This is a genomic window from Nocardia sp. NBC_00565 (assembly GCF_036345915.1).
Classification (GTDB): Bacteria; Actinomycetota; Actinomycetes; order Mycobacteriales; family Mycobacteriaceae; genus Nocardia.
On the sequence record NZ_CP107785.1, the window covers coordinates 2,708,774 to 2,734,645 of the forward strand.

Annotated in this window: 24 protein-coding genes; 15 read left to right on the top strand and 9 right to left on the bottom strand. The window is 67.1% G+C overall.

Annotation, left to right across the window (positions count from 1 at the left end):
- Positions 1-173 precede the first annotated feature (173 nt).
- The 5 genes from OG874_RS13040 to OG874_RS13060 all read right to left on the bottom strand — a co-directional run bounded on the left by OG874_RS13040 (position 174) and on the right by OG874_RS13060 (position 3,411).
- Complete coding sequence (locus tag OG874_RS13040; protein WP_330255389.1) at positions 174-1,205, bottom strand: crotonase/enoyl-CoA hydratase family protein; 1,032 nt, start codon at positions 1,203-1,205, stop codon at positions 174-176.
- Positions 1,206-1,325: 120 nt separating this feature from the next.
- Positions 1,326-1,739 carry a YybH family protein gene (locus OG874_RS13045; protein WP_330255390.1) on the bottom strand — a complete coding sequence of 138 codons (414 nt, stop codon included), beginning with the start codon at positions 1,737-1,739 and terminating at the stop codon, positions 1,326-1,328.
- 231 nt (positions 1,740-1,970) lie between these two features.
- Positions 1,971-2,102 carry an amino acid permease C-terminal domain-containing protein gene (locus OG874_RS13050; protein ID WP_330255391.1) on the bottom strand — a complete coding sequence of 44 codons (132 nt, stop codon included), beginning with the start codon at positions 2,100-2,102 and terminating at the stop codon, positions 1,971-1,973.
- Between the two features lie 395 nt (positions 2,103-2,497).
- Complete coding sequence (locus OG874_RS13055; protein ID WP_330255392.1) at positions 2,498-2,806, bottom strand: DUF3467 domain-containing protein; 309 nt, start codon at positions 2,804-2,806, stop codon at positions 2,498-2,500.
- 92 nt (positions 2,807-2,898) lie between these two features.
- A complete protein-coding gene (locus OG874_RS13060) occupies positions 2,899-3,411 on the bottom strand; it encodes a hypothetical protein (RefSeq protein WP_330255393.1) in 513 nt (170 codons plus the stop codon).
- Between the two features lie 477 nt (positions 3,412-3,888).
- Between OG874_RS13060 and OG874_RS13065 the strand changes: the two genes are divergently transcribed.
- Entirely contained in the window at positions 3,889-5,397 is a 1,509-nt protein-coding gene (locus tag OG874_RS13065) for a flavin-containing monooxygenase (RefSeq protein ID WP_330255394.1), read from the top strand.
- Positions 5,398-5,655: 258 nt separating this feature from the next.
- Here OG874_RS13065 and OG874_RS13070 read toward each other — a convergent pair whose 3' ends face one another.
- Positions 5,656-6,267, bottom strand: coding sequence for a TetR/AcrR family transcriptional regulator (locus tag OG874_RS13070; RefSeq protein ID WP_330255395.1), 612 nt, complete (start codon positions 6,265-6,267; stop codon positions 5,656-5,658).
- A gap of 49 nt (positions 6,268-6,316) precedes the next feature.
- Between OG874_RS13070 and OG874_RS13075 the strand changes: the two genes are divergently transcribed.
- Positions 6,317-9,592 (top strand): acetyl-CoA carboxylase family protein, encoded by a 3,276-nt coding sequence (locus OG874_RS13075; protein ID WP_330257276.1) that lies wholly within the window; start codon positions 6,317-6,319, stop codon positions 9,590-9,592.
- Between the two features lie 4 nt (positions 9,593-9,596).
- Here the strand turns inward: OG874_RS13075 and OG874_RS13080 are convergent, their stop codons facing one another.
- Both OG874_RS13080 and OG874_RS13085 read right to left on the bottom strand, forming a co-directional pair.
- Positions 9,597-9,941, bottom strand: a complete 345-nt coding sequence (locus OG874_RS13080; protein WP_330255396.1) for an SRPBCC family protein — start codon at positions 9,939-9,941, stop codon at positions 9,597-9,599.
- A gap of 19 nt (positions 9,942-9,960) precedes the next feature.
- On the bottom strand, positions 9,961-11,127 hold the full coding sequence (locus OG874_RS13085) for a serine hydrolase domain-containing protein (protein WP_330255397.1): 1,167 nt from the start codon (positions 11,125-11,127) through the stop codon (positions 9,961-9,963).
- A gap of 201 nt (positions 11,128-11,328) precedes the next feature.
- Here OG874_RS13085 and OG874_RS13090 point away from each other — a divergent pair, with 201 nt between their 5' ends.
- Genes OG874_RS13090 through OG874_RS13105 form a run of 4 tightly spaced genes read left to right on the top strand, consistent with a single transcriptional unit; the run spans position 11,329 to position 14,099 of the window.
- Entirely contained in the window at positions 11,329-11,742 is a 414-nt protein-coding gene (locus OG874_RS13090) for a YciI family protein (RefSeq protein WP_330255398.1), read from the top strand.
- Positions 11,743-11,751: 9 nt separating this feature from the next.
- Entirely contained in the window at positions 11,752-13,002 is a 1,251-nt protein-coding gene (locus OG874_RS13095; protein WP_330255399.1) for an RNA polymerase sigma factor, read from the top strand.
- A gap of 4 nt (positions 13,003-13,006) precedes the next feature.
- Complete coding sequence (locus OG874_RS13100; protein ID WP_330255400.1) at positions 13,007-13,396, top strand: hypothetical protein; 390 nt, start codon at positions 13,007-13,009, stop codon at positions 13,394-13,396.
- 55 nt (positions 13,397-13,451) lie between these two features.
- A complete protein-coding gene (locus OG874_RS13105; protein WP_330255401.1) occupies positions 13,452-14,099 on the top strand; it encodes a pentapeptide repeat-containing protein in 648 nt (215 codons plus the stop codon).
- On the opposite strand, the gene OG874_RS13110 is transcribed toward OG874_RS13105, so the two are convergent.
- Positions 14,100-15,479 carry a bifunctional lysylphosphatidylglycerol flippase/synthetase MprF gene (locus OG874_RS13110; protein WP_330255402.1) on the bottom strand — a complete coding sequence of 460 codons (1,380 nt, stop codon included), beginning with the start codon at positions 15,477-15,479 and terminating at the stop codon, positions 14,100-14,102.
- Positions 15,480-15,580: 101 nt separating this feature from the next.
- Between OG874_RS13110 and OG874_RS13115 the strand changes: the two genes are divergently transcribed.
- From OG874_RS13115 to OG874_RS13155, 9 genes are all read left to right on the top strand, one after another.
- Entirely contained in the window at positions 15,581-15,805 is a 225-nt protein-coding gene (locus OG874_RS13115) for a hypothetical protein (RefSeq protein WP_330255403.1), read from the top strand.
- 144 nt (positions 15,806-15,949) lie between these two features.
- Positions 15,950-16,810: an SDR family oxidoreductase gene (locus tag OG874_RS13120; protein ID WP_330255404.1), complete on the top strand. Its 861-nt coding sequence runs from the start codon at positions 15,950-15,952 to the stop codon at positions 16,808-16,810.
- Between the two features lie 92 nt (positions 16,811-16,902).
- Positions 16,903-18,174 carry a hypothetical protein gene (locus OG874_RS13125; RefSeq protein WP_330255405.1) on the top strand — a complete coding sequence of 424 codons (1,272 nt, stop codon included), beginning with the start codon at positions 16,903-16,905 and terminating at the stop codon, positions 18,172-18,174.
- A complete protein-coding gene (locus OG874_RS13130) occupies positions 18,171-19,178 on the top strand; it encodes a glutamate ABC transporter substrate-binding protein (protein WP_330255406.1) in 1,008 nt (335 codons plus the stop codon). Before OG874_RS13125 ends, OG874_RS13130 begins: the two co-directional genes overlap by 4 nt.
- Before the next feature lie 11 nt (positions 19,179-19,189).
- Entirely contained in the window at positions 19,190-20,365 is a 1,176-nt protein-coding gene (locus OG874_RS13135) for a hypothetical protein (RefSeq protein WP_330255407.1), read from the top strand.
- Positions 20,365-22,701 (top strand): tetratricopeptide repeat protein, encoded by a 2,337-nt coding sequence (locus tag OG874_RS13140; RefSeq protein ID WP_330255408.1) that lies wholly within the window; start codon positions 20,365-20,367, stop codon positions 22,699-22,701. The genes OG874_RS13135 and OG874_RS13140 overlap by 1 nt, the downstream gene beginning before the upstream one ends.
- Entirely contained in the window at positions 22,698-23,831 is a 1,134-nt protein-coding gene (locus OG874_RS13145) for a PP2C family protein-serine/threonine phosphatase (RefSeq protein ID WP_330255409.1), read from the top strand. Before OG874_RS13140 ends, OG874_RS13145 begins: the two co-directional genes overlap by 4 nt.
- On the top strand, positions 23,828-25,114 hold the full coding sequence (locus tag OG874_RS13150; RefSeq protein WP_330255410.1) for a vWA domain-containing protein: 1,287 nt from the start codon (positions 23,828-23,830) through the stop codon (positions 25,112-25,114). Before OG874_RS13145 ends, OG874_RS13150 begins: the two co-directional genes overlap by 4 nt.
- On the top strand, positions 25,114-25,809 hold the full coding sequence (locus OG874_RS13155; RefSeq protein ID WP_330255411.1) for an FHA domain-containing protein: 696 nt from the start codon (positions 25,114-25,116) through the stop codon (positions 25,807-25,809). The genes OG874_RS13150 and OG874_RS13155 overlap by 1 nt, the downstream gene beginning before the upstream one ends.
- Positions 25,810-25,872: the final 63 nt, after the last annotated feature.

Sequence of the window (25,872 nt, forward strand, 5' to 3'; positions counted from 1 at the left end):
ACGCCGTCGAAGAAGTAGCCGAGCATATGGCGCATGGCGACGGCTTCGGGGCAGCGAAGACGCGCACGCTCGCGGTGGTGTGCTTTCCACCGGGGACCTGGGTCGGCGGGCTGCACACGCAGTCGTCTCCACGGGCGGTGGCGACGGAATCGCCGCTGAGGCGGTGAGTGGATCTACTCCGGCGCCTTGAACTGGGTGCGCTTGTAGTCTCCGAACGGTTCGTCGCGCTCGCGCACAGCCTCACGGAATCCGACAGTGGCCGAACGCAGTTGGAACGCATAGCCCTCGCGCGTATGCCGTGAGATCCCGTCGAATACCGTGCTGATCATCGCGGAGTTCGTGACACCCTGCGAATGCAGTGCCGAGTTGAGCGCCAGCTTGGCCATCATCAGCTGGTTCACCGGCATGCGCGCGATGCGCTCGACCAAGGCCTCGGTGCGCTCGTCGAGCTCGTCGGCGGGGCACGATTCGACCGCCAGGCCCCATTCCTCGGCTTGCTTTCCGCTGATGCAGTCGCCGGTGAACAGCAGCCGCTTGGCGCGCTGATCGCCGAGACGGTGCGCCCACATACCCGCCGCCGGGATGCCCCAGACCCGGGTGGGCGGGTAGCCGATCTTGGTGTCGTCGGCGCAGATGATCTGGTCGGAGTAGAGCGCGATATCGGTGCCGCCCGCGATGGCGAAGCCGTGCAGTTTGGCGACGGTCGGCTTGTTGGCGTGCAGCAGGCTCGCGAAACCGCGATTGAAGCGGCTCATCATGGCGTAGTCGATCATCGGATCCCAAGTGCCCCAGGGATTGTGGTTGACCGCCTGCACCACCGGATCCGTCACCGTGCCCGCGGTTTCGTGCGCACCGTCGGCCCCATGTGCGCCCTGTTCGGCGAACATGTCCAGGTCGTAGCCGCCGCAGAAACCCTTACCGCGCCCGGATACCAGGATCACGTGTACTCGCGGATCCAGGTCGGCGCGTTCGACCGCGTGCGCGAGATCGACCGGGGTGTCCGGAGTGATCGCGTTGCCCTTTTCCGGGCGGTCGAAGGTGATCCGCGCGATGCGTCCATCGCGTTCATAGGTGAGTGTGCGGTACTCGCGTTCGTCGCCGGGCTCGGGCCGCTGCCGCCACGGCGAATCCGGGACCTCCGTCCAGTTCTCGTACCAGGCAGCCGGCCGGGTACCCGAATGATTCTGGTAGTCGGGCTGATTCACGTGGAACTCCTGGTGCACTCGATGCCGCGTTCGGATGCGGGCAACGGTGCCACTACGCCTACGGCGGTCGGTGCATCGTTGCGCTCGATGCCACCGTAGCGAACCAGGGTTCTCGGAGTGTCAGACCGCCGGTGCGGGACTGTCGTCGGGGAAGGAGTGGTGTTCGTGCACCACGACCCAGCGCTCGTACTGCTTGCGCAGGCCGAAGGTAACCCGAAGCCGCTTGGCCGGATCGCGCGCGAACTCCTCCGCGGTGCCACACAGCAGCAGCGCGTATGCGAAGGCGACATCCTCGCCCGCGACCACCTCGAGTGACACGATGTCGAACGTCGCACCCGATGCCTGCCATTCGAAGAATCCGGGCCAAGTGTCCCGATAGGCGTCGATGCCGCGCACACCTTCGTTCGGCGGGGGCACGTCGAACATCACGATATCGTCGGCGTGATCGGTGAGCACACCGGCGAGATCGCCCGTATGTACCGCCGCCGCCCACCGTTCGATCAGGATTCGGATCTGCTTCTCGTCATCGGACATATCGGGTCGTCGTCCTTTCCGGCCCGGCCGCGAGGGTGTTGCGTAGCGACTGCTTGCAGGTCGCTCGAAAGGGTCAGCCGTGGCTCTTATCCAGAGAGCGTGCCGAATTCGCCCAGGAGAAGCAATGATTCGGAATGCATTCGTGCAAGATCCCAATGGCGAAATCAAAGCCGGTTACCGGCCGGCAGAAACCGTTGAGGAATCTATGGTCTGGTTCGCGATGGTCGAGTGTTAGCGGCTGCAGCCCAGGTAGACCCCGATGCCGACGATGACCCAGACCGCGAAGCGCACCCAGGTCAGCGCGTCCAAGGTGGTTGCCAGCAGTACGCACCCGATCAGCGCGAGAATCGGGACCAGCGACACCAGCGGAGTGCGGAAGGACGTTCCCGATCCGGTTCCAGTCGGCGCAGCACCAGCACGCCGACGCAGACCACGGCGACGGCCGACAGCGCCCCGAAGCGCCACAACCAACTGTGTGCCGCGCTCGCCATCCGTGACCGCGTGTGGGCGGCGGGGAACCACGGGTGCTGTCTTCGATGGCCGTTCAGAGAGGGTGCGCAGCCGCTGATCCGGCAGCGCTCATTCGAAGGCGGGTTGGCCTGCCGGTTGTGGTGTGGTGGCGGTGACGTGATAGCGGCGGCCGTTGATCTTGTCGGGTCGGTAGGAGATGGCGGGGTCGGTCACGACTGCCCGGTCGCGCGGGCTTGCGAGGAAAATGATGGGACTGGATAGGAGCATCGTGTTTTTTTCCTGTCCGGTTATTCTCCGAGGTGGACAATCGGGCCGAACTGGTGTTCATAGTTGCTCATGCTGTCGTTCAAGATCTGCATCAGCCGGAAGATCATCGCCGGCGGGAACTTCACCCTCGACACCACCTGAGCCGGTTGACGCACCACTGGCCGACCGGCGTCATCGACACCCTGATCGGTCGGCAGGTACACCAGAAGATCGAGAGTGAAGTCGGTGCGGTTGTACCAGCAGGTGAACCCGTTGGCGTAGACCCCGGCGCTCATCGCCTCCGGCACGATCACCTCGACGTCGGTCGGGGGAACAGTCGGTTCGCTCATCCGCGACCACCTTTCACCGGTCGACGAAAGGGGACACCACCCATGCGGTGGCCCCTTTCGTCGACACATCATTCATTGCGGGCAGATGGTGGCTAGCGTGACTGCATCTGGCGTGCCTGCTGGCGAAGCTGATGCAGCTGCAGTTCCCACTGCCCGGACCGCTCCTGGGAACGGGAGGCCTGATCCTCGGACTGCTGGGCCAACTGGCTGGCCTGCTCGGCCTGATCCTGCGCTGATTGCGCCCGCTGGTTGGACTGGTTGGCCTCGCCTTGGGCCTGCTGGGCTTGGCTCTGTGCCCGGTCGGCCTCGCCCTGTGCCTGCTGGGCCTGGTTCTGCGCCTGCTGGGCCTGTTGGCGGGCCTGCTGGGCCTGCTGATTGGCCTGGTTGGCCTCGTGCTGGGCGATCTGCGCCTGGTGTTGGACCTGACGGGTCTGGTTCTGCGCCTGCCGGGCAAGGTTTTGCGCCTGCTGGGCGTACTGACGAGCACTTTGGGCTTCCTGCCGCGCCTCATCGATCTGAAGCCGCAGCGTCATCTCCATGTCCCGAATGTTCTGGATATCCAGGACGTCACCGTGCTTGGCGTCAGTGCTTGTTTCCTGTGCCATGTGAGCTTCCCTCCAAAAGTTGGTTGAGTGGACAGACTCGATGGAACGGACCCATTCTGACCGAAGCACCAACACTCTGGAGCAACTTCGCCGCAATCATCCAGAAATGGAGGCGAAACACACCGTATTGATCCGGCCTACTACGTTCGTTGCTACTTTCCTTGGTTCCCGGCCGTTGGGGCAGCTGTACTTTCTCTCGGAAGAGTCGCGGGGAACTCTGCGCAGAGGTGTCGAGCGACCTACGGGCAATCGTCAGTGGGCGGTGCCGCTGGTGAGAATGCATGTCGTGCATGATTGCGCCACGCGCATGCCCGGGGGTCTGCCCTCGGTGGCAATTTCGAGGCAGGCGATGCCCCGTCAAGTGGTGGATCTCGCGCCGATGACGGGTGCACTAGACGTAACTTCAGATAACACGTAATCTCATGGGGACGCTCTGACAAGGGTGCCCGGGTGAGACCAGACGAAACGGATACCTCAATGACGCGGCATGTCGACGTACTGATCATCGGCGCGGGCCTATCCGGCATCGGGATGGCGTGCCATCTCACCCGCGAGCGGACCGGGCGCAGCTACGCGATCCTGGAACGCCGCAGCGCCATCGGCGGCACCTGGGATTTGTTCCGGTACCCGGGCATCCGCTCCGACTCCGACATGCTCACCTTCGGATTCGGCTTCCGTCCCTGGATCGGCACCAAGGTGCTCGCCGACGGGCCGCATATCCGCCAGTACATCGAGGACACCGCCGCGGAGTACGACGTCACCCGGCACATCCATTTCGGGCGCAAGATGACCAAGGCGAGTTGGTCCAGCACGGGGAGTCGGTGGACCGTCGAGGCGCTCGACGAGCAGACCGGCAAGACCGAGATCTTCACTAGCAACTTCCTCGTCGGCTGCACCGGCTACTACGACTATGACAACGGCTACCGCCCGGAGTTCCCCGGCGAGGCCGATTTCGGTGGTCGGATCGTGCACCCGCAGCACTGGCCCGAGGACCTGGACTATCGCGGCAAGCGCGTGGTCGTGATCGGCAGCGGCGCGACCGCGATCACCCTGGTTCCGGCGATGGCCGAGGACACCGCGCACATCACCATGCTGCAGCGCTCACCCACCTACATCACCGCATTGCCCGCGGACGACCCGGTCGCGGTCGGCATGAAGCTCGCGCGGGTGCCGGAGAAGATCGCCTACCGAACTGGCCGGGCGCGCAATATCGCCTTGCAGCGGGCCAGTTTCCAGCTCTCACGCACCAATCCCGAGCTGGCCAAGAAGCTGTTCCTCGGCGCGGTGCGAATGCAGGTCGGCAACCAGATCGACATGCGACACTTCACGCCGTCCTACAACCCGTGGGATCAGCGACTGTGCGTGGTGCCCAACGGTGATCTGTTCAAGGTGCTGCGCAGCGGCAAGGCCTCGATCGTCACCGACCGCATCGACACCTTCACCGAAACCGGTATTCGACTCGCCTCCGGCGAGGAACTGGCCGCCGACATCGTGATCAGCGCAACCGGACTCACCGTGCAGATCCTCGGCGGCGCGGCGCTCGAGGTGGACGGCGAGCCGGTGGTGACCCGCGAGCGTGTCGTCTACAAGGGCACCCTGCTCGACGGCATCCCCAACGCAATGCTGGTCCTCGGGTACAGCAATGCCTCCTGGACCCTGAAGGCCGACCTGGCCGCCGAATATTTCTGCCGAGTCCTCAACCACATGAAGGCGAACGGCTACACGACGGTGGTCGCGGTCGCCGAGGACGGGGACCGCTCCGACCAGTCGGTGATGGGCGGCGCCCTGACGTCCGGTTACATCCAGCGTGGCGACGGGGTCACACCGCGCCAGGGTACTCGCGGACCGTGGCGGGTCATCAACAACTACTTCCGTGACCGTGCGTTATTGCGCAAGGCCCCACTGGAGGACGGGGTGCTGACCTTCGACGGCGCGGTGAGCACCGCCCAGCCCGGCCGCAAGCTGACGGGTCAGCGCGCAAGCTGATTGCGCGCGCGGCTGTTGTTGCACCAGGTAGCGCCCTGAAAACCCTTGCGACCGTTGGCCTCGGCGTCGGTATGCTCCTGATGCCGGACGGAGTGTCGTCCGGTTGACCGGGGCGATGCCGCGTATGTCGGCGATATACACAGCGGGGAGCTGGATCAACCGTCCCGATGAGTACGTGACCGTCAGCCCAGTGCGGTGGATGTGGTCGGCGACCGCACGGCGGTGATGGTGCCGTCGGGAGTCGAACTGGGCTGCTGGTCAGGTGGGGGAGAGCAAAGTTTCGGCGACCGTGCGCATGTGCGCCAAGTAGGTGGTGCGGGCGCGAGGGGTGGCCTCGGCGCGGGTGAGGGTGCCGCGAGTGAGGGCGTAGCCGATGGTTTCGGCGACGATGCGCGGCGGCACGGTGGGGGAGATGCGGCCTGCGGCATGTAGGCGTTCGAGGTAGCGGGTGAAGCGGCGGATGGGGCGTTCCGCGATTTCGGTGGCCAGGGCGGCGACTCGCTCGTCTACCGCGCCGCGTTCGTCGATGAGGCGCAGCATGGGTCCGGCGGCGAGGACCGCGGCGGCGAACGCATCGATGGTGGCGGCCAGCATCTTTCGCGGGTCGTCGGTATCGATATCGGGTTCCTGGGCGGCGAGGAAGTTGTCGCGGACCTGGGCGGCGAGGGCCAGGAAGATTTCGTCCTTCGAGGCGAAGTAGACGTACATGGTCGCGCGGGAGACGCCTGCGGCAGCGGTGATATCGGCGACGGTGGTCTTGTCGTAACCGCGGTCGGCGAAGACGCGGGCGGCTGCGGTGAGCAGGGCCTGGTGGCGGTCGGTGTGCGATCTTTCCCGCGCCGCACGGACCGACCAGCCTGCCTGTGTCATGCGCCCATCGTCGTTGACATTGACGTCAATGTCAACGCAGACTGTGGGCATGCATGTGGTGGTGGCGAACAGGGGCGAAGTGGCGGTCCGGGTGATCCGGACGGCCCGCGAGCGGGACTACTCCACCCTCGCGCTGCATACCGATGACGAGGCAACCGCCCTGCCCGTTCGACTGGCCGATGAAGCGGTCCAACTGCCGGGCGTCGGTGCCGCCGCATACCTCGATATCGCCGCCGTGGTCGCCGCGGCCAAGAAAGCCGGTGCCGGTGCGTTGGTGCACCCCGGCTATGGATTCCTCAGTGAGAGTGCGGATTTCGCGGCGGCGTGTGCTGCGGCGGGTCTCGTTTTCGTCGGTCCGTCGCCGGAGGTGCTGCGCATCTTCGGCAACAAGCTGATGGCTCGTGATGCCGCGCTCCGGGCGGGTGTCGCGGTCCTGCCCGCGACATCGGTCGGCGCGGATTCGGCCGAGATCTCCGCATTCCTCGAAGATCACCCCACCGGTGTGATGGTGAAGGCCGCAGCCGGTGGCGGCGGGCGTGGCATGCGGGTGGTGCGTACCGCGGACGCGCTCGCCGAGGCACTCGACCGCTGCCGAGCCGAAGCCCGAGCCGGTTTCGGCGACGACACCGTATACGCCGAGGCGCTGGCCGCCGCTGCCCGGCACATCGAAGTCCAGGTGATCGCGGATGGCACGCATGCCATCGCCCTCGGCGACCGCGACTGCAGCGTCCAACGCCGCCACCAGAAACTGATCGAAATCGCCCCCGCCCCGAATCTCGCTGCCGTACTTCGGGAACGACTGCACCGCGATGCCGTACGAATCGCCGAATCGGTGTCCTGTCGCGGCGTGATCACCGTGGAATTCCTCGTCACCGGCGAGGACGCGTGGTTCCTCGAAGTCAACCCACGCCTCCAGGTCGAACACACGGTGACCGAAGTGGTGACAGGTGTGGATCTCGTGGCGGTCCAACTCGACTTGGCTCGCGGCGCTGAGCTGAATGAGCTCGCCCTCGGCGCAGAGTTCCGCAACCCTGGGGCGAGCGTCTTCGGTGGTGGGATGCGGGGTTTCGCGGTGCAGGCTCGGGTGAATGCCGAGATGGTGACGGCGGGTGGGGAGGTGCTGCCCAGTACGGGTGCGTTGACGGAGTTCGCCGCGCCGACCGGGGTGGGGGTTCGGGTCGATACCGCCGCGCACTCGGGGATGCGGCAGGGGGCGCGGTTCGATTCGTTGCTGGCGAAGGTGGTGGCGCATGGGCCGACGTATTCGGCTGCGCTGCGACGTTGTTCGGATGCCCTCGCGGAGACGGTGATCACCGGCGTCGATACCAATACGAGTCTGCTGCGTGCGGTGCTGGATCAGCTCGCCGATGGAGCCACCGTGTCCACCTCGTGGTTCGAGGAGCATATCGACGAACTCCGCACTCGGGCAGAGGATTTCGGGCCTGTCGTGGTTCATGCCGAGAACCCGGACGAGTCGGCGGTGCTGGATCACGCCGTCGATGCGGTGGCAGCGGATTCCGGGCGAACTGTGGCCGACACATCGGTGCAGGCCGTGCTACGCGATGGCGAGGAGGGGATGCGGTCGCCGATGGGTGCGACGGTGGTGAGCCTGGCGCGGGCGGGCAGCGTTGTTCCGGCGGGTGCGGAAGTCGTTGTGCTCGAAGCGATGAAGATGCAGCATGTGCTGCGCGCCGAGCTGCCGCTGCGGGTAATGCGGCATTGTGTGGAACCGGGCGCGGCGGTGGATCCGCATGCGTTGCTATTGACTTGGGTCGAGGCCGACCATGCTGGTCCGGCAGCCGATATCGAGGCGGTTGATCTGGATGCTGTGCGCGCTGATCTGGCCGAGGTGCGCGAGCGGCACCGAATCGGACTCGACGAGGGCAGACCGGCGGCCGTCGCGAAAAGGCATCGGCTGGGCCGCCGTACGGCGCGCGAGAACATCGCCGATCTTGTCGATGACGACAGTTTTCTGGAGTACGGCGCACTCGCTGTCGCAGCACAGCGACAGCGCCGCAGTCCCGAGGACCTGATCGCCAACACGCCCGCGGACGGGCTGATCGGCGGCGTCGCCACCATCAATGCCGACGAGTTCGGTGCGCAAGCCGCTCGGGCACTGGTGATGTCGTACGACTACACCGTGCTCGCGGGCACCCAGGGCATGCGCAACCACGCCAAGACCGATCGAATGCTGGAACTGGCACATGAGCAGCGGCTGCCGGTGGTGTTCTTCGCCGAGGGCGGCGGCGGGCGGCCGGGAGATACCGACTACCCGGGCATCTCCGGTCTCGATGTGACGACCTTTCGGGCGATGGGCGCGCTGTCCGGACGAGTTCCGTTGGTAGGCATCGTGTCCGGACGTTGCTTCGCGGGCAACGCCGCCCTGCTCGGCATATGCGATGTCGTCATCGCGACCCCCGACGCCAATATCGGCATGGGTGGACCCGCGATGATCGAGGGTGGTGGGCTCGGGGTGTACGCACCCGAAGACATCGGTCCCATCGACGTCCAACGTCGTAACGGTGTCGTGCATATCGTCGCTGCCGATGAGGCCGAGGCGGTCGCCGCGGCCCGCCGCTACCTGTCGTATTTTCAAGGGCCGCTCCAGAATTGGACCGCGCCCGACCCGCGCCGGACCCGGCATGTGGTGCCGGAGAACCGCCTGCGTGCCTTCGATATCCGTGCGGCCATCGAATCGGTCGCCGATATCGACTCGGTTCTCGAACTGCGCCGCGACTGGGGCGTCGGCGTCGTCACCGCACTCATCCGCGTCGAAGGCCGCCCCTACGGCGTCATCGCCAACGACTGCCACCATCTCGGCGGTGCGATCGACGCTCCCGCCGCCGATAAGCTCAGCGCCTTCCTGCGACTCTGCGATGCGCACCGCCTGCCGATCGTATCGCTGTGCGACACACCGGGTTTCATGGTCGGTCCGGAAGCGGAGAAGGACGCCACCGTCACCAAGTTCAGCAAACTGTTCATCGACTCCGCCGCCCTCACCGTCCCGTTCGGCACCGTCATCCTCCGCAAGGGCTACGGCCTCGGCGCACAAGCCATGGCCGCGGGCTCGTTCCGCGCCCCGCGTTTCGTCATCGCCTGGCCCACCGGCGAAATCGGCGGCATGGGCCTGGAGGGCGCGGTCCGCCTCGGCTTCGCCAAGGAACTCGCCGCCATCGAAGATCCGGACAAGCGCCAGGAAGCCTTCGACAACCTGGTCCGACTCGCCTACGCCAACGGCAAGGCCCTGACCGCCGCCACCGTCCTGGAACTGGACGACGTCATCGACCCCGCCGACACCCGACGCTGGATCCGCACCCTGCGCTGATCCGCTATTCGACCGCTTCCACGACGTGGACGGCGCGGGCCAGCGTGGCGGTGGCGTATCGCCGCCAGAGCGGCGCGGCGGCCAGCCGGATGAGCCAGCCGCGACCGGAGCGCGGATAGAACGAATAGGTCCAGCGGATGAGGGAATTCGGGCCGTCGGGCGTCATGGTCCATTCGCCGCGCACCTTGGCGATGAGCAAGCGCAGTGGTCCGGTGAAGTCGGTGATCTCGTAGGCGAAGCTGTGCGGGCGGGTGTATTCGATGAGGCGTTCGGTGGCCGTACTGCCGTCGGAGAGTTCGGGTTTGCGAGTGGCCCCCGGTGTGTTCCATGGACCGGATTGGTCGCGCACACCGCGAACCCGCGCAGGCCTACCCGAGTGACTTGCTCACGGCGTCCACGAGGTTGCGGGCGCGCAGGTCCGGTGCGCTCTCGATGATGTAGTTGGGGACGTAGGCGAAGGCGATGCCGGTATCCGGATCGGCGAAGGCGAGCGAGCCGCCGCGCCCGGGGTGACCGAAGGAGTTGGGGCCGCCGAAGGCGAAACTCTCGGTGGGGAGCATATATCCGGTGGCGTAGCGGTCGGGGATCATCATGACGCGGTCGATGCCGCCGGCTTGTTCGCGTGTTGCCGCGGCAAGGGTTTCAGGGGTCAGCAGGCGCGCGCCGTCGACCTCGCCGATCGTCGACGCGTACAGTCGGGCCAGGCCGCGGGCGGTGCCGATGCCATTGCTGGAGGGGATCTCGGCGGCTTGGACGGTGGGGTCGTTGAAGTCGATGTCGGCCGGGTCGGTGACCTGGAAGGCACGGTTCACCAGTGCCTGCGGATCGCGCATCGCGATCACCATCGGTCGCAGCTCCTCCGGGATCATCTCCTCGGGCACCGACGACACGTCCACCGTCGGCGCGAAGACCAATCGGCTGACCCGATGCCGCTCGGCCGCGGGCACACCGATGAAGAAGTCGATGCCGAACGGCCCGGCGATATCCTCGGCCAGAATCCGCCCGACCGTACGCCCCGTCGCCCGACGGATCACCTCACCCACGAGCCAGGCGAATGTCCGCCCGTGGTATCCGTGCGCGGTGCCGGGCGTCCAGTTCGGCGTCTGCGCGGCGAGTGCGTCCACCATCGGATCCCAGGCCAGCGCATCGGCCAGCGGCACCGGCGTATCGAGCGCCGCCAACCCCGCCTGATGACTCAACAGCCACCGCACCGGAATATCGCCCTTGTCCGCCGCCGCGAACTCCGGCCAGTACCGCGCGACCGGCGCATCCAACTCGAGCTCGCCACGCTGGGCCAGCAGATGCGCGACGGTCGAGGTGACCCCCTTGGTCGCCGAATACACCAACTGCAGCGTGTCACGCTCCCATTGCCGTTCCCCCTCCGGATCGGCCAGCCCGCCCCACAAATCGACCACCGGCTCCCCATCCCGGTACACCGTCACTGCCGCCCCGACATCCCCACCCGCAGCGAAATTTTCCGCGAACGCCTCCCGCACCGCCTCGAACCCAGACGCGACAAATCCATCGATCACCATGTCTCCCAGCATGTCACGCACCGCGCCCCGCCCGCCGCCACTGCATTGCCACCGCCCGTCCGGTTCGGCGCGGTCGCGCTCCGCAGGGTCCAACTGCCGCGGTCGGCGGTTTTTTCGGCGGCGATGTCCGAGAATGGTCAGCGGCTGCGACGTATCTGACGAGCGGTGCCACGCGGGCGCCGACACAGCGGAGGAGTTGTCATGAAATACATGATCCTGAGCTACGGCTCGCAGCAGGACTACGACGGCATGGTCGGCAAGGACACCGGCAAACCCGCATGGACCGCCGAGGATTACGCCGCGATGGGCGAATTCATGGGCAGTCTCAACAAGAAGTTGGAGGAGTCCGGCGAATTGGTGGAGACGCGCGGTCTGGCCGAACCGGTGCACACCCGGCGGATCACCACCAAGAACGGCGCCACATTCGTCACCGACGGCCCCTATGCCGAAACGCAGGAGGTGCTCGCCGGGTACTGGATCGTCGAATGCGAAAGCTTCGACCGCGCGACGGAGATCGCGTCCGAGCTCAGCAAGTGCCCGATTCCCGCGCACCTCGCTGAGAACGCCTACGCCGATATCCGCCCGATCCAAGACTGCGCACCCGAATTCGGCTGAGCCCCTTCGGTGTCGGATACCGAGGTCGAGGACCTGCTGCGGACATCGGCGCCGCAGGTCCTCGCCGCGCTGGTGCGCCGATACGGGCATTTCGACACCGCCGAGGACGCGGTGCAGGAGGGTCTACTCGCCGCCGCGACCCAATGGCCGGTCCAGGGCATTCCGGACAATCCGCGCGCCTGGCTGATCACCGTCGCCTCCCGTCGCCTGACCGATCTGCTGCGCAACGAGCAGGCGCGCCGCCGCCGCGAGGACACCGTGGCCCGTTGGGCGCTGCCCGAGGATTGGCTGACTCCGCCCGCCGACCGCGATCCGACCGACTCCGACGACACTCTCGTCCTGCTGTTCCTGTGCTGCCACCCGGCACTCTCGCCGCCCTCCCAGGTGGCGCTGACACTGCGCGCCGTCGGCGGCCTGACCACCGCCGAAATCGCCCGCGCCTTCCTGGTGCCCGAGGCGACCATGACCAAACGCATCGGCCGCGCCAAGCAGACGATCAAGGACAGCGGTATCGGTTTCGCCCCACCCGCCAGCGCCCAGCGCGATGCTCGCTTGGCCGCCGTGCTGCATGTGCTGTATCTGATCTTCACCGAGGGCTATGCCAGCACGTCGGGTCCGAATCTGCACCGCGTCGAACTCTCGGCCGAGGCGATCCGTCTGACGCGGCTGGTGCGCCGTCTGCTTCCCGGCGATGCCGAGGTCACTGGCCTACTGGCCCTGATGCTGCTGACCGATGCCCGCCGGCCCGCCCGGACCGGCCCCACCGGCGAGCTCATCCCGATGGAAGACCAGAACCGCGCGCTCTGGAACACCGATGCCATCACCGAGGGCATCGCGCTGATCACCGACGCGCTGCCCCGCGGCGTGCCCGGCCCGTATCAACTCCAAGCCGCCATCGCCGCTCTGCACGACGAGGCGTCGACCTACGAGGCCACCGACTGGCCGCAGATCATGCTGCTCTACGAACGCCTGCTGGCCCTCGTCGACAACCCGATCATCGCCCTCAACCACGCGGTGGCCGTCGCCATGGCCCGCGGCCCGCACGCCGGATTGAAGCTGGTCGACGAATTGGCCGCCGACGGCAAGCTGGCCGAGGATCACCGACTGCCCGCGGTGCGCGCGCATCTGCTGGAATCGCTGGGTGAGAAGACCTCGGCCCGCGAGGCGTACCTGCTCGCTGCCCAACAGACGATGAGTCTCCCGCAACAGCGCTATTTGAACGCCCGTGCCGCACGCCTGATGAGCGAGCGGGGAGAGTGAGGAGGTGACCATTCAGCTGATCGTGGTGGACGCGGCGAACGTCGTGGGCTCGAAACCCGATGGTTGGTGGCGCGATCGCGCTGGCGCGGCCCGGCGGTTGCTCCTGCGGCTGAACACCCTGGAGCAGCGCCTGGCGGAACCGGCCGAGGTGGTCGTCGTGCTCGAGGGTGCGGCGAAAGCGGCGGGTGCGACGGACGATTTCGAAGGTCTGCGCGTGGTGTCGGCGCAGGGTTCGGGCGACGATGCGATCGTCGACGTGGTGTCGGCGGCGGTCGAAGCGGACAGCGACCGGCCGATCACCGTCGTGACGGCCGATCGCGAACTCCGCTCCCGAATCGAAGCGCTCGGGGCCCGGTCGGTGGGACCCCGCTGGCTGGACACCGTCGGCGCCTAGCTGTCGGACGCGCCTGGTAGACAGAGAGAACTGTCGATGAACCGGGAGGTTGGCCGTGCCGAACGAGCTCGAGGATCTGTCCTATGCGCGTTACCTGACGCCGTTGGAAGGTGAACTCGAGCGCGAAGGCGACTACGACTGCGTGCACATCAGCAGCGATGACATCGATGACGTCGAAGCAGGCCACGCACGTTTCAACGAAACCGTTTTCACCTCGATGGCGATCACTCGCGGCAGCATGCGCTTCTCACGGTTCACCGATGTCTGGCAGCGCAACGTGCGCTGGGTCGGCACCGACCTCTCCGACACCTCCTGGCAGGACGCCGAGTTGATCGCCGGTGCGCTGGTCGGTGTCGATGCGGGCGGTGCGAACTTGCGTCGAGTGCGCTTCGAGGGCTGCAAGTTCGACTCCGTCAACTTCCGCAAGGCAAAACTGCGCGAGGTGCAATTCGTCGACTGCGTCCTGCGCCACACCGACTTCGGTGACGCCGATCTGACCAAGCTGAGCTTTCCCGGCACCACCGTGGAGGGTCTGCTGCTCAACCGCGCACGTCTCAAAGAGGTCGACCTGCGCGGCGCCGTTCATCTCAATATCGCCGAGGGCCTGGACGCATTGCGTGGCGCGACCATCACCCCGCTCCAATTGCTCGACCTGGCACCCGAATTCGCCAGAACGATCGGCATCACCGTCCGCGAGGGCTAGTTAGTACTGCTTGCGGTGCGGCACGAACTCCAGGGTGAGCAGCGCCGCGGCGGCCAACAGCACCTCACGCCACCGGATCAGCACGAACCGCTGATCCGACATCGCACGGAACTTGCGCAGGAAGCGGTACAGCGACTCCAGCCGGATCAGTGGATCACCCAGGTGCACTGCCACATAGATCAGCCGCCCGGTCCGCGACCGCTCCTTCTCCGCGAACAGCTCGGGGAAGGGCGCGAACGCCAGCGAGATCCGTTCGATGCCCTGCAGGCGGGCGTAGTCGACGAGATCGACGATCATCCGCTCGTCCAGCCCGTTCGGGGCATCCTTGCGCCGCCAAGGCACATCCAGACTCAGCTCGCGCCCCCGCCCGGAAACGCCGTAGCGCTGGAAGCCCGCGACGCGCCCGTCCTCATCCCTGGCGAGCGCCAGCAGCATGCCCGGATTCCGCCCGTCCAACAGATGATCGAGGATCATCGAGAAACCGCGGGTCTGCCGACCGTGATGCCACTCATCGACGATGTCGAGCAGTTCGGCCCGCAGTGGTTCGCTCAGATCCGCCTCGCTGATGAACTCGGTGCTCACCCCGAAATTGCGGGTCCGGCTGACCGCCTGGCGCAGGTTGCGGAAGGACCGCCCGACCATCGCGAATGTCCCCACATCGACGATCACATCGCGCCCGACCGGAATCGCGCGCAACCCGCGATGCTCGATCGCCCGATGCCGCCACATCCCCGCCAATTCCGGACTCGCACCGATCACCGCGACCCGCCACCCGTGATTCGCGGCGAATTCGGAGAAGTCGGAGAGCAGTCCGGGGAACTCGGCCCGATCGCCGATCGGGTCACCGGCGACCACGGCGATCCCGAAGCGGGCCCGGTAGCCGATCGCCGCGGTCGAGTTCACGTTGAAGTAATAGGATTTCGACGAATGCAGCGCGAACGCGGCGAGCGGATCGCGCTGGGTTCGGCCGACGAGTTCGGCGATGCGGTAGAGCTGTTCGGGCTGCGGCCGACTGGCCTGCGGGAGCATCAGGATGAATCCGGTCGCGGCCAGGAAAACGAACCCGAAGCCCGGATGCGAGGCGCGGTAGGCGGCATTGGCCGCCGCGAGCACGAAGACCGCCACCGTGAAATGCGGCAAGGTGATCGGGCGGCGCAGATGCAGTCCGCGGACCACGAAGAGTCCGGCGATGGAGACCGCGATGAACCAGCCGTGGTCCTCACCCGGGGCCGCGCGACCGGCCTCGTAGACCAGCGCCACGCTCATCAGCAACAGTGCGATGGAAATGACCGGCCGCACGGCCGGTGTGGTGGTGATCGAGGCGTCGCGATATCCCGCGAGCGTCAAGCTGCGGGCCGCTGTTTCCCGTCCCTCAGTCACGTCGGCACCCAGTTAGGTCGACCGGTGTGAGGGGTTTGAACAGGTTCCCCATGTGGTCCTCCCGATGATCCTGTACAACGCAACAGTATGCGGAACATGGGATGAGTGCTCATACATTCCTGGCGCACCAAGATCGCGGAGAGGCCCGCGAGGGCGGTGGGCGTCCGTTCGGCTACCGCGCCGGCGTGAAACCGGTGCCGTCGACCGCGATCGGACCTGGGGTGAGCGTGCCGTTCGTCGCTCCGCTCGAGTATCCCACCAGAGCGAATGCCGACAACGGCTTTCCGTCGACCGCGAGGCATGCCCTGCCGTCGACATGGGAATGAGCATCGACGATAGTTGACGGCTATCACCTGGCAAGCGGCTGTTCAGCGTGTTTCGGGATCCGGAGCACCGCGGACGATTTGTGTCTGGGACGGCGATCGACATCTATAGACAACGGTGTTCACAATTGTCTATCGTCTTGGTCCATGACGAAGTTCGACGGCAAGAGCTGTCTGATCACCGGCGCGGCAAGTGGACTGGGTCGCAGCACGGCGCTCGCGGTCGTCGCCAAGGGGGCCTCGGTCATCCTGACCGATATCGATGACGCTGGGCTGCAGCGTACCGCCGCCGAGGTCCTTGCCGCAGGCGGTGTCGTGCATCTGGCCGCGCCCGCCGATGTCAGCGATTACGACGCCGTGGTCGCCCTCGCCGCGAAGGCACACGCCGAAGTGGACAGCGTCGACATCGTGATGAATGTGGCAGGCATCGCCACCTGGGGCACCGTCGATCGACTCACCCACAAGCAGTGGCGGCGCACCATCGATATCGATCTGATGGGCCCCATCCACGTGATCGAGGAGTTCGTGCCGCCCATGATCGAGTCCGGTCGCGGCGGACATCTGGTGAATGTGGCCTCGGCGGCGGGTCTCTTCGGGCTGCCCTGGCATGCTCCGTATTCCGCGGGCAAATTCGGGTTGCGTGGGGTCTCGGAGGTACTGCGGTTCGATCTGCGCCGGCACGGGATCGGCGTCAGCCTGGTCTGTCCCGGCGCGATGGCGACGCCGATGGTGGACAGCGTCGATATCGCGGGCGTCGACCGCCAGGCCGAGGCGGTGCAGAAGGCTGTCGCTCTGTTCATGCGGCACGCCGTCACCCCCGAAAAGGCGGCGCAGTCGATCGTGCGGGGCGTCGAGCGCAACAAGTACATGGTCTTCACCTCGCCCGATATTCGAGTCGGCTACCTGGCGCAGCGCTACTTCCCGCCGTCCTACACCCTTGCGATGCGCGGGATGAACTGGGCGATGGGCCGCTATCTCGACAGGGAACCCGCCTCGACCAAGGTCTGACGAACAGCCCATAGCTCGATGGGCAGCAAATCCGAATCTCCTCCCGTACTATCGCGATCGGAACACCGGCCGGGTAGATGAAGGGGGACGGTGTGGGGATTCGCCTACCGGCGACCATGCGCAATGGGGGTGCGTGGTTACGGCGCCTCGCCGGGACGACTCCGGGTGCCATCGGCACGATTGCCCTCGTATCGGTGGTGTTGTGTGTGCTCGCGGGGTTGACCTCGGCTGATCAGTTGAGCGGCAAGATCACTCGGCGCGATGCGGTGCTGGAGCGCACCGAACCGTTGGCCTATGCCGCACAGACTTTGTACGTCGCGCTCTCGGCCGCCGACGCGTCGGCGGCCACCGCCCTCCTCTCCGGCGGCATCGAATCCCCGGAGGTGCGCAGGCAGTACCAGCAGGCGCTGGCCGACGCGGCCTCGGCGCTCGCGGACGCGACGACCGGTGCCGCCGATGAGCGGACCAGGACGATCGTCGCGCAGATCGTGGCCGACCTGCCCGCCTACACCGGGGTCGTGGAAACGGCGCGGGCGAACAACCGGCAGGGCTTCCCGGTCGGCTCGTCCTACCTGCACGAGGCGTCGCTGCTGATGCAGAATTCGTTGCTGCCCAACGCCGAAAAGCTCAACGAGGATCGGCTGGCGGCGGTGCGTCAGGACCAACACGATATCGGCGCGTTGCCGTGGGCGACCATCGTGTTGCTGTTGCTGGTGCTGATCAGTTGTGGCGTCGGAACTTTCGTCCTGCTGGGCCGGATGAATCGCCGGATGAATCTTGGGCTCGCGGCCGCCGCGGGCGCGACCGCGCTGACACTGCTGTGGATCGTCGCCGCGACAACTGTCGCCGCGACCGCGCTCGACACCGGAAAATCCGGGGCGACCAGCCGCTTCGAGACCCTCGCCAAAGCCAGGATCCTGGCCCAGCAGGCGCGCACAGATGAAACCCTCGAGCTGATCACCCGTGGCGATATCACTACCGCCGAAACCGATTTCCGCAAGCACACCACCGAACTGGCCGATCTCCTTGCGGCCGTGACCGGATCCGACTCCGCGGCTTCGCGGGGGCTGCTCGGCTGGACGGCCGGACATGCCAAACAACGCGAGGCCTATGAGGCGGCGAACTATCCCGCGGCCGTGGCGCAGGCCATCGGCAATGGTGCGGACAGTTCGGCGACGCGTTTTGCTCAACTGGATCAGACATTGCGCGACAACCTCGGTCAGCAACGCGGGCAGCTGCGCGACGGAGTCGACTCGGCGGGTGCGGCATTGCGCCTCAGTCCCGCGGGGACGCTGGTGCTGATGCTGTTCGCCGCGGCCGCGGTCGTCGCCGGGCTGTGGCTGCGGCTGAAGGAGTTCTTGTGAGGCGGCGAATTCCGCTGCGGCGGCAGGGTTTTTCGCGGGGGCGGCTGCTGGTGGCCGCGGTGCTGGTCGGCACGAGCGCGCTGGTGACCGCGTGCGGCTCCGGTACCGAGGTGCCCAAGACGACGAGTGTGGCCGCGGTCGACCCGAAGCCCGACCTGACCGAGATCACCACGCCGCCGCAGTCCGAAACCGGCGGCAATTGCGATCCCGAGGCCACGCTGCGCCCCGGCCCGCTACCGAGTTCCGGTGCGATGCCGCCGGGTTCGCCGATGGCGGCCATCGTCGCCAACGGCAAGCTCCGGGTCGGCGTCGATCAGAACACCTACCTGTTCGGCTTCCGCGACCCCACCACCGGACAGCTCGAAGGCTTCGACATCGATATCGCGCGTGAGATCGCCAGGGCGCTGTTCGGCGATCCCGACAAGATCGAGTTGCGTTCGGTCACCGCGGCCGATCGGATTCCGGCACTGCGGAACAAGCAGGTCGACTTGATCGTGCGCACCTTCTCGGCAACCTGCGAGCGACGTCGCGACGTCGACTTCTCCGGTGTCTATTACCGTGCGACACAACGCATTCTGGTATCGCGTAACTCGGGTATCCGGACCGGCGCCGATCTGGGTGGCAAGCGCGTATGCGTCACCCGCGGCACCACCTCGCCGGGACCGCTGTTCGCGCTGCCCAAGCGGCCGATCGTACTCGGGGCGTCCAACTGGACCGACTGCCTGGCCGCGCTGCAGCAGGGGCAGGTGGACGCCGTCAGCGGCGATGATCCGATCCTGGTCGGACTGGTCGCGCAGGATCGGAATATGGCGATCGTCGGCGAGGTGATCGGCACCGGCGCCTATGCGGTCGGCATCGCGCAGGGCAATCCGAATCTGGTCCGGTTCGTCAACGGCGTACTCGAGCGCATCCGCGCCGACGGCACCTGGCAGCAGATCTACAGCGCCAGACTCAGCGCGCTCGGACCGTCCCCGGGGCCACCGGACCTCCGGTACAAAGACTGAGAGCGGCGACCATGCAGCCGCTCACGCTCACCGAGATCGACGGTGAATTGGCCACCCGCGCAACCGAACTCGACGCCATCACCGCCACCCTGCTGGAACTGGACAAACATCCGGGCCACACGCTGATGCAGCGCTATCCGCCGACCGGGCTGACCGAACAGCGCTGGCTGCCGGTGCGCGCCGCGCTGGCGCTGATGTGGGAGGATTTCGGCCGCCTGAAAACCATCCTGGATTCGGCGCACAAGGTGCGCGGCATGCGCTCTCGGCTCGACGATGGCGAACGTGCCGAACTCACCCGACTGTTGCGCGGGCGGCCCTATGAGGCATCGCGCACGCCGATACCGATGGCGCAACGTTCACTCACCGGTCCCGCCGAACAGGTCCTGTTCGTCGGACTCGCCGATACCGTTGATCGCATGCGGGCCACCTTCCCGGAGATCGCCGAATTCCTCGACTCGGTCGATGCGGTGAACACCCGGGTGATCTCGGGACTGGCCCCGCTGCAGGAGACGCTGGACAAGGCGGGCACGGCCGGCGGCGAGACGGCCGCATTGCGCACGGTCGGTGCGAGCATCGCCGAATTGTTGCGGCGTTCGGCCACCGATCCACTCGCGCTCACGGTGTCGGAGATCGATGCGCGGATCGCGGAGTTGTCGGGGGAGCTGCGACGCGCGGCGACCATCCTCGCCGAACTCGATGCGGTGGTGGCGGATTGGGCCGGAGCCCTCACGCAGACGCGCGAGCGCTTGGCGGCACTGGTCCAGACCAGGGCGCGCGCGGCAGCCGCCAAGGCACAGGTCGAGGCGAAGATTCTGGCGGGACCGCTGCCGGTGCATCCCGACAACTCCGCCGCGCTCGGCGCGGAACTGGACGCGCTGTCGGCGAATCCCGGTGCGGCTGCTGCCCTGGTGCGATTGCGCGGGCAGATCGCCGACGCCACTGCGGGAGCGGCCGCCGCCGAGGCGTTGGCCCAGGGTCTGCTGGATCGGCGCGTCGAATTGCGCGGGCGGCTGAGCGCCTATCAGGCCAAGGCGGCCCGACTCGGGGTCAGCGAGGACCGAGAGGTCTTGGCGTCCAACCAAATCGCGGCAGGATTGCTCGCGCGCAGACCGTGCGATCTGGCGGCCGTCACCCGGGCGGTCGCCGACTTCCAGCAGATCATCGGGGAGAAATCGGGGCGGGGATGATGACCTGTAACGAGCTGGCATGCGGCGGCACGATCGAGGACGGCTACTGCGTGGTCTGCGGCACCGCACCCGCGGAGGCGACTACGGCGTCGGCGGAAACGCCAGTCGCGCAGCAGAATTCGCATGAGGGGCAGTCCTGCGCGGAGCCGGGATGCGGCGGAACCATTGTCGATGGCTACTGCGACGCCTGTGGCACCGCACCCGCCGAACTCGCGGCGACCTCGGGACTATCGGCCCGTTCTGCCAGTACTCGCAGTTCCGGACGTTCGGTGCGGACCGGGCGGTCCTCGTCGAAATCGAGTGCGCGCGGTCGGTTGGGCGCGGGCATGGTGGATGTGCCGCGGATACCACGCATCGACCCGGCCACCGCGGTCATGGCCGATCCTCAGGTCGCCGAGGGAAAACGGTTCTGTGGTAAATGCGAACGGCCGGTCGGGCGCGGCCGCGACGGTGTGCCCGGCCGGACCGAGGGCTTCTGTCCCAACTGCGGCACCCAATTCTCCTTCACACCGAAATTGAGCAAGGGGGATCTGGTCGGCGGGCAGTACGACGTGGTCGGCTGTCTGGCGCACGGTGGCCTCGGCTGGATCTATCTGGCCACCGACCGCAATGTCGGCGGCCGCTGGGTGGTGCTGAAAGGTCTGCTGAATTCCGGTGATCTGGACGCGATGGCCGCCGCCGTGGCCGAGAAGCGGTTCCTGGCGGAGGTCGAGCATCCGAGCATTGTCAAGATCTACAACTTCGTCGAACACCGTGGCGCCGACGGTGTCGCGGTCGGCTACATCGTCATGGAGTACGTGGGCGGCACGTCGCTCAAACAGATCCTGCGAGCCCGCCGCGACGCCGACGGCGGCTACCTGCCACCGCCCCAGGCCATCGCCTACATCCTGGAAATACTGCCCGCGCTCGGCTATCTGCATTCGCTCGGCCTGGCCTACTGTGATTTCAAGCCCGACAACGTGATGCAGACCGATGAGCAGCTCAAGCTCATCGATATGGGCGCGGTCATCGCCATGGACGATAAGGACAGCCCCATCTACGGCACCATCGGCTATCAGGCGCCGGAGATCTCCGAGGACGGTCCGACGGTCGCGACCGAGGTGTACACGGTGGGCCGCACGCTCGCGGTGTTGATGATGCAGGTGCCGCAGGAGGGCGGGCATTTCGGCGCGCTGCCGACAGCGGAAACCGAACCGCTGCTGGCGAAGTACGACTCGCTGCACCGCTTCATCGAGCGCGCCACCGACCCCGGTTCGGAGGTGCGGTTCTCCTCGATGGAGGAGATGGCCGATCAGCTGACGGGGGTGCTCCGCGAGGTTCTGTCCACCGATGACGGTGCGCCGCGTCCGGGGATGTCGGCGTACTTCGGGCCACCGCGTGGCGTGTTCGGTGTGCGGGAGGATCCGGCACCGGCGAGTATCGTCGCGGCACTGCCGGTTCCGCTGGTCGATCCGAACGACAGCGGTGCGGCCCTGCTGGCCACGACCGGTGGGACGACGCCGGCGGAGCTGGAGAAGTCCTTCGAGGCCGGGCTCCGGTCGGTGCTCACCACGCGCGGTGCGTCGGTGGAGATCCCGCTGCGGTTGGTGCGGGCCGCGCTCGAGGTGGGCGATCCGGCCGATGCGCTGCGCCGTCTCGACGAATTGGCCGCCACCCTGCCCGGGGACTGGCGGGTGGCCTGGTATCGCGGCCAAGCCGAGTTGCTCGCGGGTGACTTCGATTCCGCCTACGCCGAATTCGACGCCGTGTACGCCGCGCTGCCCGGTGAGTCCGCGCCGAAACTGGCGCAGGCCGCCGTCGCCGAATTGGCTGGTGCGGCACCGGATAGGCAGCAGGCCGCGCGCTACTACGACACGGTCTGGCGCACCGACCACACCTTCGTCAGCGCCGCATTCGGCCTGGCTCGGCTGCGCAACGCGGGCGGCGATCGCGACGGCGCGGTGGCCGTCCTCGATCAGGTGGATTCGGCCTCTGCGCAGTACACCGAAGCGCGACTCACGGCCGTGGAGACGATGCTGGACGGTCGCACTCCCGACGAACTGTCCGAACCGATCCTGCGCGATGCGGGCGGGCGCGTCGAGAGCTTGCGTATCGATTCGAAAAGCCGTGGCGCGCAGGTCAGGATGCGCGTCCTGGACGCCGCGCTGAACTGGCTGCGAGCGGGCAAGGCACCGACAGCGCATACGCCGCTGCTCGGCGCGACCTTCGATCAGGACGGAGTACGAACCGGTTTGGAGCGCTGCTATCGCGATCTCGCCCGCGAAACCGAGGATATGTGGGCCCGATTCGAACTGGTGGATCGGGCCAATGCGATCCGGCCGAGGACGACGCTGTGACGAATTCAGCGTCGCAGCGCGACTCGATGAGCGATGGTGGCCGGGCGACGGATGGGCCCGATACCGCTGTGCAGTTGCGCTGCCCGGCGTGCGCGGCTCAGGTCGGGACGGTCGACCGGTTCTGCGAGGCCTGCGGCCGGGAACTCGGCGCCCGCCGAGTCGCGCTGCCCCGGCCCGATCCGGACGCGACGCCGATCTGTGAGGGCTGCGGCGGTACCAGCTACGACGCCGACGGTTACTGCCGCGGCTGCGGGCAGTTGCGTCCGGAGCCGGATCGGTTCGAGGCGGATCTGGACGCGGTATACGTGGTAACCGATCGCGGTATCGCGCACGCGCGCAACGAGGACGCGGTCGCGGCCGCCGTGCTGGCGAGCGCGGACAAGCGCCCCATTGCCACGGTGATCGTGGTGAGCGACGGGGTGTCCACCTCGCAGGATCCGCAGGCGGCCTCGGGCGCGGCGGCGCGCGCGGGTGTCGAGGGCTGCCTCACCGCACTGGCCGAATCGCGCTCCGGCACAGCGGTTGTCATGGCGGGGCTGGCGGCCGCGGCACAGGCGGTCCGTGAGATCGCGGTCCATGAGGGCCACGCCCCGTCGTGCACCTATGTCTCGGCCATCGTGCGTGGCTACGGGGGCGATGGCGTGGAGATCACCGTCGCGAATGTCGGTGACAGCCGAGCATATTGGCTGCGCACCGACGGCATCGAGCCGATCCTCGACGGGAATCAACCGTCGCGGCGGCTGACTGTGGACGATTCGTGGGCACAGGCCCTCGTCGACGCCGGGGCGATGGATGAGCAAGCCGCGATGCGGGATCCGCGGGCGCATATGCTGCTGCGCTGGCTCGGTGCGGACAACGAGGCCGAACCGTGGTCGAAGAAATGTGTGCAGACCTTTCACACCACGGGGCCGGGATTTCTGCTGCTGTGCAGCGATGGACTCTGGAATTACGTATCGGATCCGGACGCGCTCGCGCGGATGGTCAACGGGGCGGCGCCGAGGGAGGCGGCGCGTGGCCTCGTCGAATTTGCATTGCGGTCCGGGGGGAGCGACAACATCACCGTCGCGGTGGCGCCGATCGGTGTCCCCGCCTCCGTCGGGCCACCGGTCGATGTAGGAGAAGCACAGTGAGTTCGATTGCAGACAACGGTATTTCGGTAGCGATCGACCAGAACGAGTATCTGGCCGAGGGCGCGGGGACGGTCGACGCGGTGGTGACCGTGGAGACCGGCGCGGATTTCGTAGCGGCCGGAGCGCCGCCGCAACGGCTCGAGGTCCTGATCATCGATTGCTCCGGATCGATGGCTACTGGCAAGAAGTTCGAGGGCGCGCGCCGGGCCACACTGGCCGCGCTGGACGTGCTGACCGACGGCACCGAGTTCGCGATCGTCGAGGGCACGTCGATGGCGAGGTTGGTCTATCCCAGCGATAAGCCCTCGGTGCCCGCGAACCGCGATACCCGCGCCGCCGCGCGCCGCGCGCTGGACAAGTTGCGGCCCAATGGCGGTACCGCGATGGGCACCTGGCTCGGGCTCACCCGGCAGCTGGCGAAGAAGCATCCCGGCGCGATGGTGCACGCCATTCTGCTCACCGACGGCAAGAACGAGCATGAGGAGCCCGCGGCGCTGGCTGCCGAGATAAAGCAGTCCGAGGGAGTGTTCACCTGCGACTGCCGTGGCGTCGGAACCGATTGGCGGGTGGACGAATTGCGCACCATCGCCTCGGCGCTGCACGGCACCGTCGACATCGTCGCGAATCCGGCGAACCTGGCCGCGGATTTCGCCGCCATGACGCAGACCTCACTGGCCAAGGCGATTCCCGAACTGACACTGCGGGTCTGGACGCCGGCCGGGGCGACCGTGCACTTCGTCAAGCAGGTCGCGCCGACGATCGAGGACCTGACTGCCCGCCGCACCGACGCCGGACCGCAGCTGGGGGAGTACCCGCTCGGGGCGTGGGGTGCCGAAGACCGCGACTACCACGTGCAGGTGCGGGTCGAGCCCGCCGCGCCGGGCCGAGAGAAGCTGGCCGCCCGGATCAGTGTGGTCGCGGGCGACGAGGTGGTCGGGCAGGGGCTGGTGCGGGCGGTGTGGACCACCGAGACCGAGTTGTCGGCCCGGATCAGCAGGCGCGTCGCGCATTACACCGGTCAGGCCGAACTCGCGCAGGTTGTGCAGGAGGGGTTGAGCGCACGTAAGAACGGCGATGTAGAGACCGCCACCGCGAAGCTGCGGCGCGCGGTGGAGTTGGCCGCGGAATCCGGGAACGAGGGCACCGCGAAACTGTTGCGCGGGGTGGTCGAGGTGGATGAGCGCAGCGGCACGGTGCGGTTGCGGGCCAAGGTCGAGGCGGCCGACGAGATGGCGCTGGACGCACGGTCGACCAAGACGGCGCGGGTGCGGAAGGAGGGGTGATGGCGATTGCCACCTGTCCGGACGGGCATCAGTCCGTCGCGACGGACTATTGCGATGTCTGCGGTTCGCCGATGGGGGCGGCGGTGCCGGAGACTGTCGCGGCCGCACTGTGTCCGTCCTGCGGGTCGCCGAGCAGCGGCCGCTTTTGCGAAGTCTGCGGGTTCGACTCGGCGCTGCCGACGCCGGTGGCCCGGACACCGGAGGCCGCGCCGACCGAGATCGTTGCGGTGAGTGGCGATTCGGCGGCGACCGAGGTTTCGTCGCCCGGCCCTGGCGTGCCCGGTGCCGTGGCGTGGGTCGCCACGATCACCGCCGATCGTGAATTCTACGACCGGGTGCAGGCCCGCAAGGGCCCCGACGCCGATCAGGTGGAATTCCCCGCCTTCTATCCCGAACGCCGAATCACCTTGCGCGGCACCGACATCCTGATCGGCAAGCACAGCGTCTCGCAGGGCCTGCAACCCGAGATCGATCTGGGTATCGCCCCCGCCGATGCCGGCGTCTCGCGCGCCCACGCGACCATCCGCATCGCCGACACCGGCATCACCATCACCGATCTCGGTTCCACCAACGGCACCAGCCTCAACGGCAGTGACGATCTGATCCCGGTCAAGGTCGCCGTTCCGCTACAGAGCGGGGACCGAATCCACCTGGGCGGCTGGACAACCATCGCCATCACGGCAGAACCGATCTGAAGTTACCGCTGTGCCGGTCGAGCGGTCGGCTCGGCCAGGATCGCATCTGGTCCCGGCAGCAGG